Annotated in this window: 15 protein-coding genes and 1 riboswitch; of the genes, 5 read left to right on the top strand and 10 right to left on the bottom strand. The window is 69.8% G+C overall.

Annotated elements, in window-relative coordinates:
• Positions 1-13 precede the first annotated feature (13 nt).
• Positions 14-1,288, bottom strand: coding sequence for an aminotransferase class V-fold PLP-dependent enzyme (locus tag C6V83_RS03640; RefSeq protein WP_105941249.1), 1,275 nt, complete (start codon positions 1,286-1,288; stop codon positions 14-16).
• Positions 1,289-1,304: 16 nt separating this feature from the next.
• Positions 1,305-1,419, bottom strand: a riboswitch (SAM riboswitch).
• An 89-nt stretch (positions 1,420-1,508) separates the two neighbouring features.
• Here C6V83_RS03640 and C6V83_RS03635 point away from each other — a divergent pair.
• Complete coding sequence (locus C6V83_RS03635; protein WP_105941248.1) at positions 1,509-2,582, top strand: isochorismate synthase; 1,074 nt, start codon at positions 1,509-1,511, stop codon at positions 2,580-2,582.
• Between the two features lie 286 nt (positions 2,583-2,868).
• Here the strand turns inward: C6V83_RS03635 and C6V83_RS03630 are convergent, their stop codons facing one another.
• The 3 genes from C6V83_RS03630 to C6V83_RS03620 are packed head-to-tail and all read right to left on the bottom strand — an operon-like array spanning position 2,869 to position 5,023.
• Complete coding sequence (locus tag C6V83_RS03630) at positions 2,869-4,068, bottom strand: O-succinylhomoserine sulfhydrylase (protein WP_105941247.1); 1,200 nt, start codon at positions 4,066-4,068, stop codon at positions 2,869-2,871.
• 11 nt (positions 4,069-4,079) lie between these two features.
• A complete protein-coding gene (locus tag C6V83_RS03625; protein WP_105941246.1) occupies positions 4,080-4,493 on the bottom strand; it encodes a rhodanese-like domain-containing protein in 414 nt (137 codons plus the stop codon).
• Positions 4,490-5,023, bottom strand: coding sequence for an Rv0361 family membrane protein (locus tag C6V83_RS03620; protein WP_105941245.1), 534 nt, complete (start codon positions 5,021-5,023; stop codon positions 4,490-4,492). Before C6V83_RS03620 ends, C6V83_RS03625 begins: the two co-directional genes overlap by 4 nt.
• A gap of 214 nt (positions 5,024-5,237) precedes the next feature.
• Here C6V83_RS03620 and C6V83_RS03615 point away from each other — a divergent pair, with 214 nt between their 5' ends.
• Positions 5,238-6,620, top strand: coding sequence for an FAD-dependent oxidoreductase (locus tag C6V83_RS03615; protein ID WP_105941244.1), 1,383 nt, complete (start codon positions 5,238-5,240; stop codon positions 6,618-6,620).
• Positions 6,621-6,780: 160 nt separating this feature from the next.
• Here C6V83_RS03615 and C6V83_RS03610 read toward each other — a convergent pair whose 3' ends face one another.
• From C6V83_RS03610 to C6V83_RS03600, 3 genes are all read right to left on the bottom strand, one after another.
• A complete protein-coding gene (locus tag C6V83_RS03610; protein WP_105941243.1) occupies positions 6,781-7,326 on the bottom strand; it encodes a hypothetical protein in 546 nt (181 codons plus the stop codon).
• Between the two features lie 217 nt (positions 7,327-7,543).
• Positions 7,544-7,885 carry a hypothetical protein gene (locus C6V83_RS03605; RefSeq protein ID WP_105941242.1) on the bottom strand — a complete coding sequence of 114 codons (342 nt, stop codon included), beginning with the start codon at positions 7,883-7,885 and terminating at the stop codon, positions 7,544-7,546.
• A gap of 90 nt (positions 7,886-7,975) precedes the next feature.
• Positions 7,976-8,461, bottom strand: coding sequence for a hypothetical protein (locus C6V83_RS03600; RefSeq protein ID WP_105941241.1), 486 nt, complete (start codon positions 8,459-8,461; stop codon positions 7,976-7,978).
• A 244-nt stretch (positions 8,462-8,705) separates the two neighbouring features.
• Here C6V83_RS03600 and C6V83_RS03595 point away from each other — a divergent pair, with 244 nt between their 5' ends.
• From C6V83_RS03595 to C6V83_RS03585, 3 genes are read left to right on the top strand one after another with little or no spacing between them, the layout of a single operon-like run.
• Positions 8,706-9,704 carry a FecCD family ABC transporter permease gene (locus C6V83_RS03595; RefSeq protein ID WP_105941240.1) on the top strand — a complete coding sequence of 333 codons (999 nt, stop codon included), beginning with the start codon at positions 8,706-8,708 and terminating at the stop codon, positions 9,702-9,704.
• Complete coding sequence (locus C6V83_RS03590) at positions 9,701-10,804, top strand: FecCD family ABC transporter permease (RefSeq protein WP_105941239.1); 1,104 nt, start codon at positions 9,701-9,703, stop codon at positions 10,802-10,804. The genes C6V83_RS03595 and C6V83_RS03590 overlap by 4 nt, the downstream gene beginning before the upstream one ends.
• Entirely contained in the window at positions 10,801-11,589 is a 789-nt protein-coding gene (locus C6V83_RS03585; RefSeq protein WP_105941238.1) for an ABC transporter ATP-binding protein, read from the top strand. Before C6V83_RS03590 ends, C6V83_RS03585 begins: the two co-directional genes overlap by 4 nt.
• Before the next feature lie 25 nt (positions 11,590-11,614).
• On the opposite strand, the gene purT is transcribed toward C6V83_RS03585, so the two are convergent.
• The 3 genes from purT to C6V83_RS03570 are packed head-to-tail and all read right to left on the bottom strand — an operon-like array spanning position 11,615 to position 16,324.
• Positions 11,615-13,432 (bottom strand): formate-dependent phosphoribosylglycinamide formyltransferase, encoded by a 1,818-nt coding sequence (gene purT / locus C6V83_RS03580; RefSeq protein WP_105941237.1) that lies wholly within the window; start codon positions 13,430-13,432, stop codon positions 11,615-11,617.
• Positions 13,433-13,441: 9 nt separating this feature from the next.
• A complete protein-coding gene (locus C6V83_RS03575; RefSeq protein WP_199832582.1) occupies positions 13,442-15,028 on the bottom strand; it encodes an adenylate/guanylate cyclase domain-containing protein in 1,587 nt (528 codons plus the stop codon).
• 9 nt (positions 15,029-15,037) lie between these two features.
• Positions 15,038-16,324, bottom strand: coding sequence for an adenylosuccinate synthase (locus C6V83_RS03570; protein WP_105941235.1), 1,287 nt, complete (start codon positions 16,322-16,324; stop codon positions 15,038-15,040).
• Positions 16,325-16,361 lie beyond the last annotated feature (37 nt).

Here is a 16,361-nt window from a genome sequence, read left to right as displayed (position 1 = left end):
AACGCCGCCAGGCTCAGCCGACCAGCTCCGACAGCGCCGCGATCAGGCGGTCGACGTCGTCGGAACTCGTGCCGAGGCCGAAGCTCGCCCGCACCGCACCGTCCGGGTAACCGAGGCGCCGGACCAGCGGATGAGCGCAGAACTTGCCGTCGCGCACGCCGATGCCGTGGCGCTCGCTCAGGTACTCGGCTACCTCACGGGCGGTGCGGCCCGCGACGGCGAATCCGGCGATGCCGACGCGATCGGCGACGTCGTCGAAGATGCGCAGCGGTGTGACGCCGTCGAGCTTCGCCAGGCCCGCATCCAGCCGGGTCAGCAGGTCCCGCTCGTGATAGCCGATCAGCTCGTAGCCCAGGTTGCCGATGGCGTCGGCGGCCGCGGCGATCGCGACCGCCCCCAGCACATTCGGACTGCCGGCCTCGTGGCGAGCGGCGCCGGTGTGCCAGGTGGTCTCGGTCAGGTCGACGTTGTGCGTGGCTCCGCCGCCGGCGAGGTACGGCTCGGCGGCGTCGAGCCAGTCGCTGCGGCCGACCAGCACGCCCGCGCCGAACGGCGCATAGACCTTGTGCCCGGAGAACACCACGTAGTCGACGCCGTGACTGGCCAGCGCGACCGGACGGTGGGCGACCAGTTGCGCGGCGTCGATCAGGATCCGGGCGCCGTGCCGGTGTGCCAGCGCGGTGAGCGTACGGATCGGCAGCACCTCGCCGGTCACGTTCGATGCCCCGGTGATCGCCAGCAGCGCAGCAGGTTTCGCAGTCAGTTCGGCCTCGAGGGCCTGCAGCGTCTCGGTGAACGTCGGCTGTGCGACGACGACCCGCGCCCGCCCGGTGCGCTGCCACGGGAGCAGATTCGCATGGTGCTCGATGTCGAGCACCACCACGTCGCCCCCGGCGGGCAGGATGTGCGCGGCCAGATTGAGCGAGTCGGTGGTGTTCCGGGTGAACACGACGGTGTCGTCGGCGCGACCGCCCACGAACTCGCGGACGCGCTCGCGGGCCTGCTCGTAGCGGGCCGTCGTGATCTGGGACAGCTGTCCGGCACCGCGGTGGACACTCGCGTACTGGCCGAGCGCCGCGGTGAAGGCCTCGGCCACCTCGGTCAGCGCCGGCGCGCTCGCGGCGTAGTCGAAGTTGGCGTACCGGACCTCGCCTCCGCCCGAGACCGGCACGGTCTGCGATCCCCCGACGACCGGGGCCAGGGAGGTGACCCCCGGGCAGCGGCCGTCGTCGAGTACGGGCGTTCCGAGATCGGTGGTGGTGACAGGGGTGTCCAAGACAGCGGTCATGGCGATGCTCCTCGAGAATTCGCGCTTGCCGCGGGCCGGTCGGCCGGCGGCCAGGTCGTCACCCGGAGCACCCCGCCGCGAAGGAGGGTTGCCGACCAGCTAGCCGGGGCTTGTCGCTGGCACTCGTGACCTGCCGACGAATATGCCCGATCGCCCGCCCCGGCGCGAGCGATAAAATCACGCCGGGTTTAACCGTCGGGCCTCAGATACCATCGCCTCCATGAGGGTGACCGGAGAGACTAGTTTCCTGCTCTCCCGGCCGTCGACCACGGTGCGCGGCACCGGTGTCGCCGCCCGGTATCGGTCGGTCGCCGCGGCACGCGAAGGACTCGGGGCGGGTGCCCCCGTCGTCGCCGGACTGCTCGCCTTCGACACCGCAGCCCCTGCCGCGCTGCTCGCTCCGCAGCACTGGTCCCTCACCGACCAGACCGTCCCGGGTCGGGATCCGGCACCGACCGAACCGCTGACCTGCACCGTCACCCCTTCCGGCACGCATCGGGAGCGGGTCGCCCGGGCCCTGCGGCTGATCGCCGACGGCGACCTCGAGAAGGTGGTTCTGGCCCGCACCATGGAGCTGACCTTCGGCGAGCCCGTCGACGCCGATCGGCTCGCCGCACGGTTCGCGTACGGAGCCGGGACGGCCGCGGTGTTCGCGGCGCCGGCACCGGACGACCGTTGGCTGATCGGGGCGAGCCCGGAGCTGCTGGTGCGACGCAGCGGCCGCATCGTCACCTGCCATCCGTTCGCGGGATCGGCTCCGCGGCACCGGGATCCCGTCGCCGATCGGGCGGCCTCGCAGGGGCTGCTCGATTCGGCGAAGGACCTAACCGAGCACGCGTTCGTGGTCGACGACCTGCGCGCCGGCCTGACGCCGCTGTGCACCGAGCTCGACGTGCCCGGGCGGCCCGCCCTCACTTCCACCGGCGAGATGTGGCATCTGGCGACCCCGATCCGCGGGGTGCTCGCGGACGAGTCGATCACCGCTCTGGACCTGGCGACACTGCTTTCGCCGACACCCGCCGTCTGCGGGACGCCACGGAATGCGGCGGCCGCGGCGATCACCGCGATCGAGGGCCCCCGGGAGTTCTACGGCGGCGCGGTGGGCTGGTGCGACGCTCGCGGCGACGGCGAGTGGCTGGTCGCCATCCGCTGCCTGGAACTGCAGGCCGATCGCCGTTCGGTACGCACCTGGGCGGGCGGCGGCATCGTTGCCGGCTCTGATCCCGACGCCGAAGTGGCCGAGACCGACGCCAAGTTCCGGACTGTGCTCCGCGCCCTCGGGATCGGCGACTGACGGCGTCGGATGGTGGTTTCGACACGCCTCGTCGCCTCGCTCCTCACCGGCTCAACCGGCGAAACAGTCGAAGCCGGGCCAACACAGCTCGGCCAGCGAAACAGTCGAAGCCGGGCCAGCGAGGCGGTCCCCGCGAAGCCGCTCCCGCGAAGTCGTGTCCCTACTGTGACGTAGATCGGCGAGGCTCCGATCCCGGTCCGACATCGCAGCAGGTCGGAGCCGTTCGAGCACGTTGCGGCGGGAGAACCCCGAAATCCTACGCCACAGTACGGTCACCCGAGGACGGTCAGCCGAGCGCCTGATCGAGGTCGCGGATCAGGTCGTCGGTGTTCTCCAGGCCGACCGAGAGCCGCACCATCGAATCGGTGAGCCCGATCGCGGCCCGCCCGTCCGGGCCCATCGCGCGGTGGGTGGTGGTGGCCGGGTGGGTGATCAGGCTCTTGGCGTCGCCCAGGTTGTTGGAGATGTCGACCACCTGCAGAGCGTTGAGCACCTCGAACGCGCGCTGCTTCCCGGCGAGGCCGGGTTGTTCCCCGAGTTCGAAGGTGACCACCGTGCCGCCGCCGGACATCTGCGCGCGCGCCAGCTCGTACTGCGGGTGGGAGGGCAGGAACGGGTACAGCGTGCGCGCCACCCGCGGGTCGGCGTCGAGGAACTGGGCGATCTTCAGGGCACTCGCCACCGACTGATCCAGGCGCAGCTTCAGCGTCTCCAGGCCCTTGAGCATCACCCAGGCGTTGAACGGACTCAGTGCCGGTCCCGTGTGCCGCATCAGCTCGCGGACCGGACCGGAGATGTACTCCTGCGTGCCCATCACGGCACCGCCCATCACCCGGCCCTGCCCGTCGATGTGTTTGGTACCCGAGTACACGACCACGTCTGCGCCCAGATCCAGCCCTCGTTGCAGCAGCGGGGTCGCGAAGACGTTGTCGAGTACCACCTGCGCGCCGGCGGCGTGCGCCAGATCGGCGACCGCGCGCACGTCGACGAGCGTCTGCATCGGGTTGGACGGCGTCTCGAAGAACACCGCGGTGGTCGGCACCGAGAGGGCCTGCTCCCACTGCGACAGGTCTTCGCCGTCGACGAACACCACCTCGACGCCCCACGACGGAAGGATCTCGTTGCAGATCACGAAGCACGACCCGAACAGACTGCGGGCCGCGACCAGCCGGCTCCCGCTCTTGCACAGCGCGCCGAGCGCCACGAACACCGCGGCCATGCCGCTGGCCGTGGCGAAGGCCGCCTCGGTGCCCTCGATCCGCCGCAGCCGCTCGGTGAACATCTCCACCGTCGGGTTGCCGTAGCGGGTGTAGACGAAGCGCTCGTCCTCGCCGGTGAACGCACGCTCGGCGGCCTCAGCCGAGTCGTAGACGTATCCGCTGTTCAGGTACAGCGCCTCGGAGGTCTCGAAGAATCCGGACCGCAGCAGACCGCCACGGACCGCGACGGTCTCCGGCGACACCCATTCGGGCAGGTCACGGCTCATGAGTGCTCCTTCTACGCTTGCCTCCACGGCAGACCCTCAGCGCGCCAGCCGGTGGATCCGCGGTGGCCCTGGGCGTCGAGCCCGCCTTCGAATCCGTCAAGAATGTTGTACGCCTTCGCGATGCCCGCCGCCGTGGCGGCCTCCGCCGCGGCGATCGAACGCTGACCCGAGCGGCACAGGAAGAGGACCTGCGCCTCGTCGTCGATTCCAGCTGCCCGCAGCTGGGGCACGAACGTCGGGTTCACGTCCCCACCGGGGAAGCTCAGCCACTCGACGTAGATCGTGCGCTTGCCCAACGACGACACCTCGGGCACGCCGACGAAGTTCCACTCGGCGCTGGTCCGGCAGTCGACCAGGACGGCATCGGGATCCTCGCTCAAGACCGCCCAGGCCTCCCGCGGGGTCAGGTCTCCGGCGTAGCTCACGGGTTGCACACCTTCCACTCGTCGCCCTGCTTGACCACCGTCAGTTCGGTGGACTCCTTGCGGTCCTCGGTGTCCTCCCGATGCCAGTGCACGACGACCCGAGCGGTGTCGCCCTGCACCTCCACGTCCATGTTCGGAATCACGATCGGTCCGTGCTCGTCGCGCGCGGCCCGATTCTCGTCGGTGAACTCCGCCTGCGACGGGAAGCCCGCGGTCTGCTGCTCACGCTCGCAGAACGAAGTGCGGTACTGGTCGTAGTTCAGCGAGTTGCGTGCGGTGAACGCATCGTTGACGACGTGCTGGACCTGCGCCGAGTCGCTGAGGCGGTCCTCCGGCGGGTTGACCAGGGCGATCAACAGCACGACGGCGACCAGCACGGCCACCACGCCCGCCGCGATCAGAAACGGCCACCTGCTGCCACCGGGATCGTCGTCGCCGAATTCCTCCGCGAACTTCTCCGGGTAGCCGTCCGGGTCGCGCTTCGGGTACTCGGGGTCGTCCGGGTAGTCCGCACGCTGCTGATCACTCATGATGCGCCATCCTATCGACCTCGCCGCCGACTCCACGCCTGCGGTCGCGGGACGTGCATCGTCGTACCTGCCAGATCCGCACGACCGAGTCAAGAGTTTTCCGCAGAACCGCCGTGAGTGAGGGGAGCCTCAGTTGGCGATTTTGGGCCGCGGCTCACCAGCGCATACCTTGGATGACGAAACACGCAAAATCCAGCTGAGGAAGCGACTTCCAATGAGTGAGAACAGCCGCCCGCTGCGCGTAGCGATCATCGGCGCGGGTCCCGCCGGGATCTACTGCGCCGACGCCCTGATGAAGTCGGAGACCGCTGCCGAACGCGGCGTGAGCATCGACCTGTACGAGCGCATGCCCGCGCCGTTCGGACTGATCCGTTACGGCGTCGCCCCCGATCACCCGCGAATCAAGGGCATCATCACCGCCCTGCACAAGGTCCTCGACAAGCCGCAGGTCCGGCTGCTCGGCAACATCGACTACGGCACCGACATCACGCTGGCCGACCTGAAGAAGCACTACGACGCCGTGGTCTTCTCCACCGGCGCCACCGACGACCGCGCCCTGCAGATCCCGGGAGTCGACCTGGACGGCAGCTACGGCGCCGCCGAGTTCGTCGCGTGGTACGACGGCCACCCGGACTTCCCCCGCGAGTGGCCGCTGGAAGCCGAGAAGGTCGCCGTGATCGGCGTCGGCAACGTCGCCCTCGACGTGGCCCGCGTGCTCGCCAAGACCGGCGACGAGCTGCTGCCGACGGAGATCCCGGACAACGTCTACCAGGGGCTCAAGGCCAATAAGGCCGTCGAGGTGCACGTCTTCGGCCGCCGCGGCCCGGCCCAGGCCAAGTTCACCCCGCTCGAGCTCAAGGAGCTCGACCACTCCCCGAACATCGAGGTGGTGGTGAACCCCGAGGACATCGAGTACGACGAGGGATCGGCCGTCGCCCGCCGCACCTCCAAGATCACCGACCAGGTCGCCACGATCATCGAGAACTACGCCATCCACGAGCCGAAGCAGGGTGCGATCCACAAGCTGTTCCTGCACTTCTTCGAGTCGCCGGTGGAGATCCTCGGCGAGGACGGCAAGGTGGTCGGGCTGCGTACCGAGCGCACCGAGCTCGACGGCACCGGCAACGTGAAGGGCACCGGCCGCACCACCGATTGGGAACTCGGCGCCGTGTATCGCGCCGTCGGCTACCTCTCGGACAACCTGCCGGAGATCCCGTTCGATTCGCAGGCCGGCGTGATCCCGAACGAGGCGGGGCGCGTGTTCGACGAGGGCGCGCACGTCACCGGTCTCTACACCACCGGCTGGATCAAACGCGGTCCGGTCGGCCTCATCGGCCACACCAAGGGCGATGCCAACGAGACGGTCGAATGCCTGGTCGAGGACATGGTCAACGGCGCCCTCAATGCGCCCGCCGACCCCAGCGAAGAGGCGATCATCACGCTGCTCACCGAGCGCAAGATCCCCTACACCACCTGGGACGGCTGGTACCGCCTGGACGAGTACGAGCGCGGCCTGGGCGCTGCCGAGGGCCGCGCGCGCAAGAAGGTGGTCGAGCGCCACGAGATGCTCGCCGCGTCCGAGCCGGACAAGGTTTAGTCGAGCCCCACGACGGCCCGCTTCCCTCGCTTTAGAGGGCGGCGGGCCGTCGTCTTTTCCGGTCTCGACTCCGCTCGACCAGCGAAAGGGGCACCGCTCGACCAGCGCGGGCCGTGCTCGACCAGCGACGGCAGCCACTCGCCGGAGGCCGGAATCGCGCTCAGTCGGCGGCCGCGAAGTGGCGGACGAGGACCGAGGCGTCCGACGGGATCGCCGGGAGCGGCGCGGTGCCGAGATCGATGCCGTAGTTCGGCGCGCTGAAGACGTCGTCCACCTCATTGCCGATCGCATAACCGACCAGTGCATACGGTCCGCAGCCGGGCACGACGTGACCGACGATCACTCGCTGTCCCGGACCCAGTGTCCCGCCCGGGCCGGTTCCGGTGGCCGAGACCACGGGAAGACCGTTGACGTACACGTTCGGGGTGTCCGGCGCGACGTTCGGCTTCCGGATGTACGGCACCCGGATCTCCGGCCCGCCCACCGATCCGACTCGGACGCCGGTGATCTTGGTGCCGCCGACGTTCATCACGGCCACCATCCGGTAGGTCTTGCCGCGGTCGCAGATGGCCATCGCCTCGACGGCCAGATCGCCGGGCCGCGCCGCCGCGGCCTGACCGGCTCCGGCCAGCACCGCCAGCACCGCCAGACCGACCGCCAGCGCCACCGCGCGCACGGTCCCGGACCGCGTCTTTCTCGTCTTCATTTCCCCGGCTCTTCCGCTCGCTGCCCAACCCCCGCGTACATCCCCCTGGGAGTCCGAGAACCCCCTGGGAGTCCATTGTGCTCGGGTTCGCGGGCCTGCGGCCGCTTTCCGCTCACGTCGGCGATTCCACCTGCTCCCGCGACAGCAGCCGGACGCCGGCACGACAACGGTCCGCGGCCCCCGAGCGGGAGCGCGAACCGTCGACCGTGACCGCGGATCAGCGTGCGAAGTGCTCGGCCACCGGGCCTGCGAGAGCGAAATCGATCGAGTAGTTCGGCTCGTTGAACACGTTGTCGATCTCGTTGCCGATGGCGTAACCGACGATGGCGTACGGTCCGCCACCTCCGGGCATCACCTCACCCATCAGGTAGTTCTGCCCCGGCTTGAGGGTCCCGTTCGGTCCGGTGCCGGTGCCGGTCGCCACCGGCACGTTGCCGACCTTGACCTGCTGTTCTTCGTCATTGAAGAACCCCTTTTTCGGTTTGTCTACCTTGTATTGTTTCTTTCCTCTGTCACGACTCGCGGGCTGAATGCGAGCGCGCATCAGGTCTTCTGTCACCCCCGATGAAGACAGGCGGGGCGGTGATCCGTCCCGGATCACCGCCCCGCCCGCCGTCTCGATCGTTCGAGTCCGTCGCTGCCTCAACCTTTACGGGTTGCTGCGACGCACGTTCTGCCAGTAGCCGACATTGTTGAACGGGTCCTCGACCTGATCACCGATGGTGTATCCGGAGATCGAGGCCGGCCAGCAACCGCGCCACGTATTGGTGTGCGTGAGCACGACCTGGCCGGGGAGCAGCTCGCCGGCCTTGGTGGCTCGCTTGACGCCCTTCTTGGACGGGTGGTTCGCCGGAAGCGCCGGAATGATCTTGTTGGGTCCACCGAACTCCGCGACATGCACGCCCGTCATGGTGCTCCCGCCGATGTTCGACACGCCCAGGAATCGGTGCATCTGCCAGATCGGGCCGGAGTTCCAGTTCGGGCCCCAGCGCTTGAACTCGCAGTTCACGCCACCCAGAATCTGGAGGTTGCCCGGCGTGGCGGCCTGAGCGGGGGCGGCGGTGGCGACGGTTCCTGCGGCGAGCAGGCCGGCGGCGGAAATGCCGACCACGGCGCGCTTCAGGCTCTTCTTCATGGTCTTACCTTTCGTTTCTGATGTTTCCAGCGATCGCAATGAGGACGCTCGTCGCGCCCACCGTGGGCTGCGTCCCGTCTCACATTCTCGGAACGATCACCATGGTGACCATTCTCTTCACCATTTGTCGTGAGTAGCCCAGGAAACGTTACGGATCTGTTCAGGTTTCCTGACGTCCATGGGAAGGTCCATGCCCGTGGGGTCTGGCGCATCACCGGCACGAACGTCGGTAAGGTAACCCTTCGTGCGCAAGTTCACCGGGGCGATCATCCTGCTGCCGGCCCTGGTCGGCCTGGCACTGGTCTCGGTCGCAATCGGGTCCGGGCAGGGCATCCACGATCTCGCGTACGGCACCGTTCTCGACGCCCTCTTCCGGCCCGATCTGGTCGACGACCAACTCGTCGAGCTCGTCCGCAACCGCGTGGACCGCGCCGTGCTCGGCCTGCTCGCCGGACTGGCCCTGGGCGCGGCCGGCGCACTGACGCAGGGACACACCCGCAACCCACTGGCTGATCCCGGCCTGCTCGGCATCAACGCCGGTGCGGCGTGTGCGGTGGTGACCGGCGTCCTGGTCTTCGGCAGTACCAGCCCGCTCACCAACACCGTCGCCGGTCTGATCGGCGCGGGAATCGCCTCCGTGGCGGTGTTCGCCGTGGCCAATCTGTCCGGCGGCACCCCGATCACCCTGGTGCTGGCGGGCACCGGCCTGTCGGCGTTCCTGATGGCGGTCACCTCGGCGATCGTGCTGACCGACGGCGCCTCCCTGGACGCCTGGCGTGCCTGGAACGTGGGATCGCTGTCCGGACGCGGGACCGAAGTGGTGGCGACGGCGGCCCCGTTCCTCGCTGTCGGCCTGATCCTCGCGCTGGCGGGCGGCTGGTTCCTCAATCTGCTCAGCCTGGGCGACGACATGGCCACCGCGCTCGGCGGCCGGGTCCGGCTGATCCGGCTCACCGGGATCGCGACCATCACGCTGCTGGCCGGCGCGGCCACCGCCGCGTGCGGACCCATCGTCTTCCTCGGTCTCGTGGTGCCGCACCTCGCCCGGGCGGTCACCGGCCCCGACTATCGCTGGGTGGTCCCGTTCTCGGCGCTGTTCGGGGCGGCGCTGCTGCTCGCCTGCGACGTCCTCGGTCGCGTCGTCGCCCGTCCCGGCGAGGTGTCCGCCGGCGTCATGCTCGCCTTCGTCGGCGGTCCGGCGCTGATGCTCATGGTCCGCCGCAGAAAGCTGCCCACCGCATGATCCGCAGACCCACCGCCGAACCGCCCGGCGCACACCCCGGCACCGCCGCCGCGAAGCGCACGGTGTTGGAGATCGGGCCCGCCTCGTGGGTGCTGTCCCCGCGCCTGCTCGCGGCCGGAGTCGGAGTCACGATCCTGGTGGTGCTCCTGTTCCTGGTCAGCATCTCGGTCGGCTTCACCACGCCGGTCGACGTCGCCCGGATCCTGCTCGGCGGCGGTACGCGGGCGGAGAACGTCGTGGTGTTCGACGACGCGCTCCCCCGCGCGGTGATCGCCGCCCTGGTCGGGTTCGGGCTGGGCCTGGCCGGCTCGCTGACACAGTCGATCACTCGCAACCCGTTGGCCACGCCGGACCTGCTGGGAATCACCGCGGGTGCGAGCGCCGGCGCGACACTGGCGATCACGATGGGCGCGACGTGGGGTTCCCTCCTCGCCCGGGTCGGGATTCCCGTCGCCGCGTTGCTCGGCGGACTCGCCGCAGCCGCCGTCATGTGGACCCTGGCCTACCGGCGCGGCAGCGATGTCGGGGCGAACACCCTGCGGCTGATTCTGATCGGCGTCGGCCTCACGTGGATGCTGCAGTCGCTGACCGCGTACCTGCTGTCCCGGGCCGGCGAATGGGATGCCGCACGGGCGCAGCGCTGGATCGTCGGATCGGTCTCGTACGCCACCTGGCAGGTGGTTCCCGCCGCGGCGGCGGCCGCGGTGATCGGCATCGGCTGGGTACTGTTCGCCGCGCGCGACCTCCGGTCGCTGGGCCTGGGCCCGGACACCTCCCGCAGCCTCGGCGTGCGGGTCGGCCCGGCGATGGGCGGCACCTTGCTGATCGCGGTGATCGTGGCGTCCCTGTCGGTGTCGGCGGCCGGGCCGATCGCCTTCGTCGGTCTGCTCGCCCCGCAGATCGCTCTCCGTCTGGCGCGCACCCCGCAGCCGCCGCCCGTCACGGCGGGGCTGGTCGGCGCCGCCGGAGTGCTGGCCGCGGACATCCTGGTGCGCACCATGCTGCCCGGCGGGCTGCCGGTCGGCGTGGTCACCGCGGCCGTCGGCGGACCGTTTCTCATCTACCTCATGATCCGCACTGCCAGAAAGGCCTCCGCATGACCCGCTTGAGCGCCACCGACCTGTCGACCGGCTACGACGGCCGGCTGATCATCGAACACCAGGATCTGGCGATCCCCGACGGCAAGATCACCACGATCATCGGCCCCAACGGCTGCGGCAAGTCGACGATGCTGCGCGCATTGGCCCGACTGCTGCCCGCCGCGAGCGGCACCGTGCTGCTCGACGGCCAGGATATCCGCCGGATCGCGCCGCGCACTGTCGCCCGGACGCTCGGGCTTCTTCCGCAGCAACCGATCGCCCCGGAGGGGCTCCGGGTCTCCGACCTCGTCGCCCGGGGCCGCCACCCCCACCAGACCTGGTACCGGCAGTGGAGCCGGGACGACTCGGCCGCCGTCGACCGCGCCCTCGAGCTGACCCACACCGCCGAACTCGCCGACCGCCCCGTCGACGCGCTGTCCGGCGGCCAGCGGCAGCGGGTGTGGATCGCGCTGACGCTGGCGCAGGAGACCGACCTGCTGTTGCTCGATGAGCCCACCACCTATCTGGACCTGGCGCATTCGATGGAGGTCCTGGACCTGGTCCACGACCTCAAGCACGTGCACGGCAAGACCGTCGTGATGGTGCTGCACGACCTCAATCTCGCTGCGCGTTACAGCGATTGGATCGTGGTGATGGCCGACGGGGCGGTTCTCGCCGAGGGTGCCCCCACCGAGATCCTGAACGCCGAACTGCTCGAGCAGGCATTCGGACTCAAGTCCGTCGTGGTGCAAGACCCGGTCTCCGGCGGACCGCTGGTAGTCCCGATCGGGGCGACGTCGCGCTGATCGCCGCCTCCGGTCGATCCGCGTCTCAGCGAGGCGGCGGCGCCGACGGGCGCTGGCCACCCGGACCCGAGGGACCCGCGGGGGCGCGCGGCGGCATGCCGGGGCCCGGTCCGTGCGGAGCCCGCGGCGCGTACGGCGGCTGCGGTCCGCGCGGCATAGGCCCGGGTCCGGGCGGCGGCCCGGGGGGCACCGGCTGCCGTGGTCCCGGCCCGTGAGGGTGGGCGCCGTGCGGGGCACCGGCCGGCACCGGCCCGCCGGGCGGAGGAACGGGCGGACGCACCGCGGCGTGCGGCTCGGTCACCGGGTCCTCACGGGCGTCGAGCGTCACCTGATCGACGATGAACTCCGTCTTGTCCCCGGTGTCCGCGAGCGGTGCGGACTCGGCACCGCTCGACGGCCCCTCGCTCGACGACCCCGCCGGCGAGCGGCCTGCCTCGTCTTCGGCGGGATCGGGAACGGCGGGACCGGGGCCGGTGGGATCGGGATCGGCGGGAGCAGGATCGGCGGCGCCCAGCGGAATCACCAGTCCGGCGGCGCGGGCGGCGCGTCGTCGTGCATCGTCGGTGTCGGTCCCGGTGGCGACGGCCACGCCCATCCGCCGCGTGGCGAAGCTCTCCGGCTTGCCGAACAGCCGCAGGTCCACCCGCGGATCGACCAGCGCTTCGGCGACTCCGGCGAAGCGGATCGCGGGTTCGTCGTGCTGTCCGTAGATCACCGCGGAGGCGCCCGGCGAGACGAGATCGACGTTCACCGGAAGCCCCAGCACGGCGCGCGCGTGCAACTCGAATTCGGAGAGCCGCTGCGTCGCCAGGGTGACCAGCCCGGTGTCGTGCGGCCGCGGGCTCACCTCGGAGAAGAACACCTCGTCGCCCTTGACGAACAACTCGACCCCGAAGACGCCGCGGCCCGAGAAGCGCGCACCCCGCGCCGGATCGCCCAGCGCGTTGACGATCCGTGCGGCGATGGACCGTGCGGTGCCGTGGGCGATCTCGCTCATCGGCTGCGGCTGCCAACTCTCGACGTAGTCGCCGCCGGACTGCCGATGCCCGATCGGCTCGCAGAAGTAGGTGGCGAGTTCCCCGGCCTCCGGGTCCACCGCGCGCACGGTCAGCAGCGTCACCTCGTAGTCGAAGTCGACGAAGCGCTCGACGATCACCCGGCCCGAGTCGACCCGGCCGCCGGTCTTGGCCGTCGCCCACGCCTCGGCCACGTCGGCGTCGGTGTGCATCACCGACTGGCCTTTGCCCGACGACGACATCACCGGCTTCACCACGCACGGGTACCCGACCCGGTACGCCGCCAGGCGCAGCTCCTCCTCGGAGTCCGCGAACAGGTATGCCGAAGTCGGCAGGCCGAGCTCCTCGTCGGCGAGGCGGCGGATACCCTCGCGGTCGAGCGTCGCGGCGACGCCCTTGGCGCTCGGGATCACCTCGGCGATCCCGTCGCGCTCCACCTCCACCAGCGCGTCGGTGGCGATGGCTTCGATCTCCGGAAGCACGTAGCGCGGGCGATGCTCGTCGATCACCGCGCGCACCGCCACCGGGTCCATCATGTCGATCACCTCGGCGGCATGTGCCACCTGGTGCGCGGGCGCGCCCTCATAACGGTCGACGGCGATCACCTCGACCCCGAGGCGCTGCAGCGCGATGGTGACCTCCTTGCCGAGTTCCCCGGAGCCGAGCAGCATCACTCTGGTCGCGTTCGGCGACTGCGGTGTGCCCAGAACGCGCACCGGGCCGGGTGCGGACGAGTCGTCCAGGCCGGCGGGAGGCGCGTCGACGGGGGGTGCGTCCGGGGTGCTGTCCGGGCCGGCGGAGGCGCCGGAATCGGGAGACGACGTCATGCCCGCAGTCTACGGCTCTTCACCGGCGCCGAGCGTCCTCGTGGGCGGGAGATTGGGAATCCTGCGCGGCACGTAGAGCTCGGTCTCCTCGCTGCGGCCGCGCAGCACCACGCTGTCCACCGCTTTCCAACGGGTGCGTTCGGTCCGGTCAGACGCCTCGACTACCCGTTTACTGGCCCACGGCACGCGCGGATCACGCTTGGCCAGCTCCGAGATGCGGGCGCTCTCGTTCACCGGATCGCCGATCACCGTGTACTCGAACCGCTGGATGGCGCCGACGTTGCCGGCCACGACGGTCCCGTAGCTGACACCGATGCCGGCCTGCAGGTCCGGCACCTCGATGCGGAGCCGCTCGGCGATCTCCCGTGCGGCGCGCAGGGCACTGCCCGCCGGGTCGGCGATCGCCAGCGGGGCGCCGAAGATCGACAGCACGGCATCGCCCTCGAACTTGTTGACCAGTCCGTCGGCGTGCTCGGTCGCCTCGACGATCACGCTGAAGAACTGGTTGAGCAGGTCCACGACCTGGGTCGGCGACCGCTTGACGGCCAGCTCGGTAGAGCCGATCACGTCCACGAAGACCACCGCGACGGTCCGCTCGGCGCCGCCGAGTTCCGGGTCGCCGTGCATCGCGGCGGCGGCCACGTCCCGCCCGACGTGGCGGCTGAAGATGTCGCGCAGGCGCTCCTCCTGACGCAGCCCCGCCACCATGTTGTTGAAGCCGAGCTGCAGTTCGCCGAGTTCGGAGGCGTCGTACACCACCAGGTCGGTGTCCTCCCCGACGTCGCCGTCGCGCACCCGCGCCATACCGCGCCGCACACTCTGGATCGGGCCGGTCACACTCCAGGCGTAGAGGATCACCGAGAGCAGGCCGACGCCCGTCGCGACGGCGACCAGCACGGTGACCGACACGAACATGTTCATCTTCGAGGTGTTCGGCGAGAAGGCCCCGAAGAGCACCACCAGAAAGATGCCGAGCACCGGCACACCCGTGCCCACCAGCCACGACGACACCGCTCGCGACCGCATCGACGACCCGCGCCAGCCGAGGCCTGCCTGCAGGATCTTCGCCGAGATCGGCCGCAGCATGATGTCGGCGAGCAGATTGGCGATGGCCACCACCACCAGGCCGCTCATCACCACGATCAGCACGACCTTGGTGATCAGGTCGGAGTCGACCAGCCCGTACAGGACGCCGAGCAGCACGGCGGCGCCGAGCCACAGCACGAACTGCAGCAGCACCAGGCGGCGACGGGCCCGCAGCGTCGTCTTCACATCGGCCGGGGTCGGGACCTGCTCCCGGGTGGACCAGCGCAGGCCCCGCAGCATCAGGGCGGTGCCCGCCACGATGCCGACCAGCAGCGCCACCCCGGCGTACACGGGGATCGCGACGAAGTTGACCAGGACCAGGTCTCGCCGCAGGAACGACGGCTCCGGGATGCCGACCGCGCCCAGCGCGACCGCGACGACGATCCCGACGAGGTTCGCGAAGACCAGCGAGGAGGTCAGCAGGAACTGGATCCGGACCCGCAGGCGGCGGCCCTGCTCGTCGGCAGACCCTAGGAGGATCGAGCCGTAGTCCCTGCTGATCCGGGCCACGATGCGGGCTTAGACGATCTCGCGGCGCACGATGGTCTGCTCGCGCCCCGGGCCCACGCCGATGCACGAGATGTACGCACCGGACAGCTCTTCCAGCCGGAGGATGTAGTTCTGCGCGTTCTGCGGCAGCTCGTCGAACGTCCGGCAGCCGGAGATGTCCTCCCACCAGCCGGGCATGGTCTCGTAGATCGGCTTGGCGTGGTGGAAGCCGGTCTGCGTCATCGGCATGTCGTCGTACCGCTCGCCGTCCACCTCGTAGGCCACGCAGATGGGCACCTCATCCAGGCTCGACAGCACGTCGAGCTTGGTCAGGAAGTAGTCGGTGATGCCGTTGACCCGGGTGGCGTACCGCGCGATCACGGCGTCGAACCAGCCGCAACGACGGGCGCGCCCGGTGGTGACGCCCACCTCGCCGCCGGTCTTGGCCAGGTACTCGCCCCACTCGTCGAACAGCTCTGTCGGGAACGGCCCGGAGCCGACGCGGGTGGTGTAGGCCTTGAGGATGCCGAGCACCGTCTCGATCTTGTTCGGACCGATGCCCGAACCGACCGCCGCGCCGCCTGCGGTCGGGTTCGACGACGTCACGTACGGGTAGGTGCCGTGGTCGACGTCGAGGAGCGTGCCCTGACTGCCCTCCAGCAGCACGGTCTCGCCCCGCTCGAGCGCCTGGTTCAGCAGCAGCCGGGTGTCGGCGATGCGGTGCTTGAAGCCCTCGGCCAGTTCCAGGGTCTCGTCGACCACCTGCTGTGGATCGAGGCCCTTGCGGTTGTAGATCTTGGTGAGGATCTGATTCTTGATCTCCAGGGCCGCTTCGACCTTCTGGGTCAGGATCTTCTCGTCCAGCACATCGGCGACGCGGACGCCGACGCGCGCGATCTTGTCCTGGTAGCAGGGCCCGATGCCGCGACCGGTGGTGCCGATCTTGCTGTTGCCGAGGAATCGCTCGGTCACCTTGTCGATGGCGACGTGGTACGGCATCAGCAGGTGCGCATCCGCCGAGATCAGCAGCCCGGTGGTGTCGACGTCGCGCTCCTCGAGGCCCTTGAGCTCGGTCAGCAGCACGGACGGGTCGACGACGACGCCGTTGCCGATCACGTTCTGCACGCCCGGGGTCAGAATGCCGGACGGAATCAGATGCAGGGCGAAGGTGTCGCCGTTCGGCAACACGACGGTGTGTCCGGCGTTGTTGCCACCCTGGTAGCGCACCACCCACTGGAGCTTTCCGCCCAGCAGATCCGTCGCCTTCCCCTTGCCTTCGTCGCCCCACTGGGCGCCGATAAGCACAATCGCAGCCATGTCAGGTGCTCCTCCTGTTCACTGCAGCACCCTACTT

The sequence above is a fragment of the Gordonia iterans genome, from assembly GCF_002993285.1.
In the GTDB taxonomy this organism is placed as follows: domain Bacteria; phylum Actinomycetota; class Actinomycetes; order Mycobacteriales; family Mycobacteriaceae; genus Gordonia; species Gordonia iterans.
This window is presented reverse-complemented; position numbering and strand designations above follow the sequence as displayed.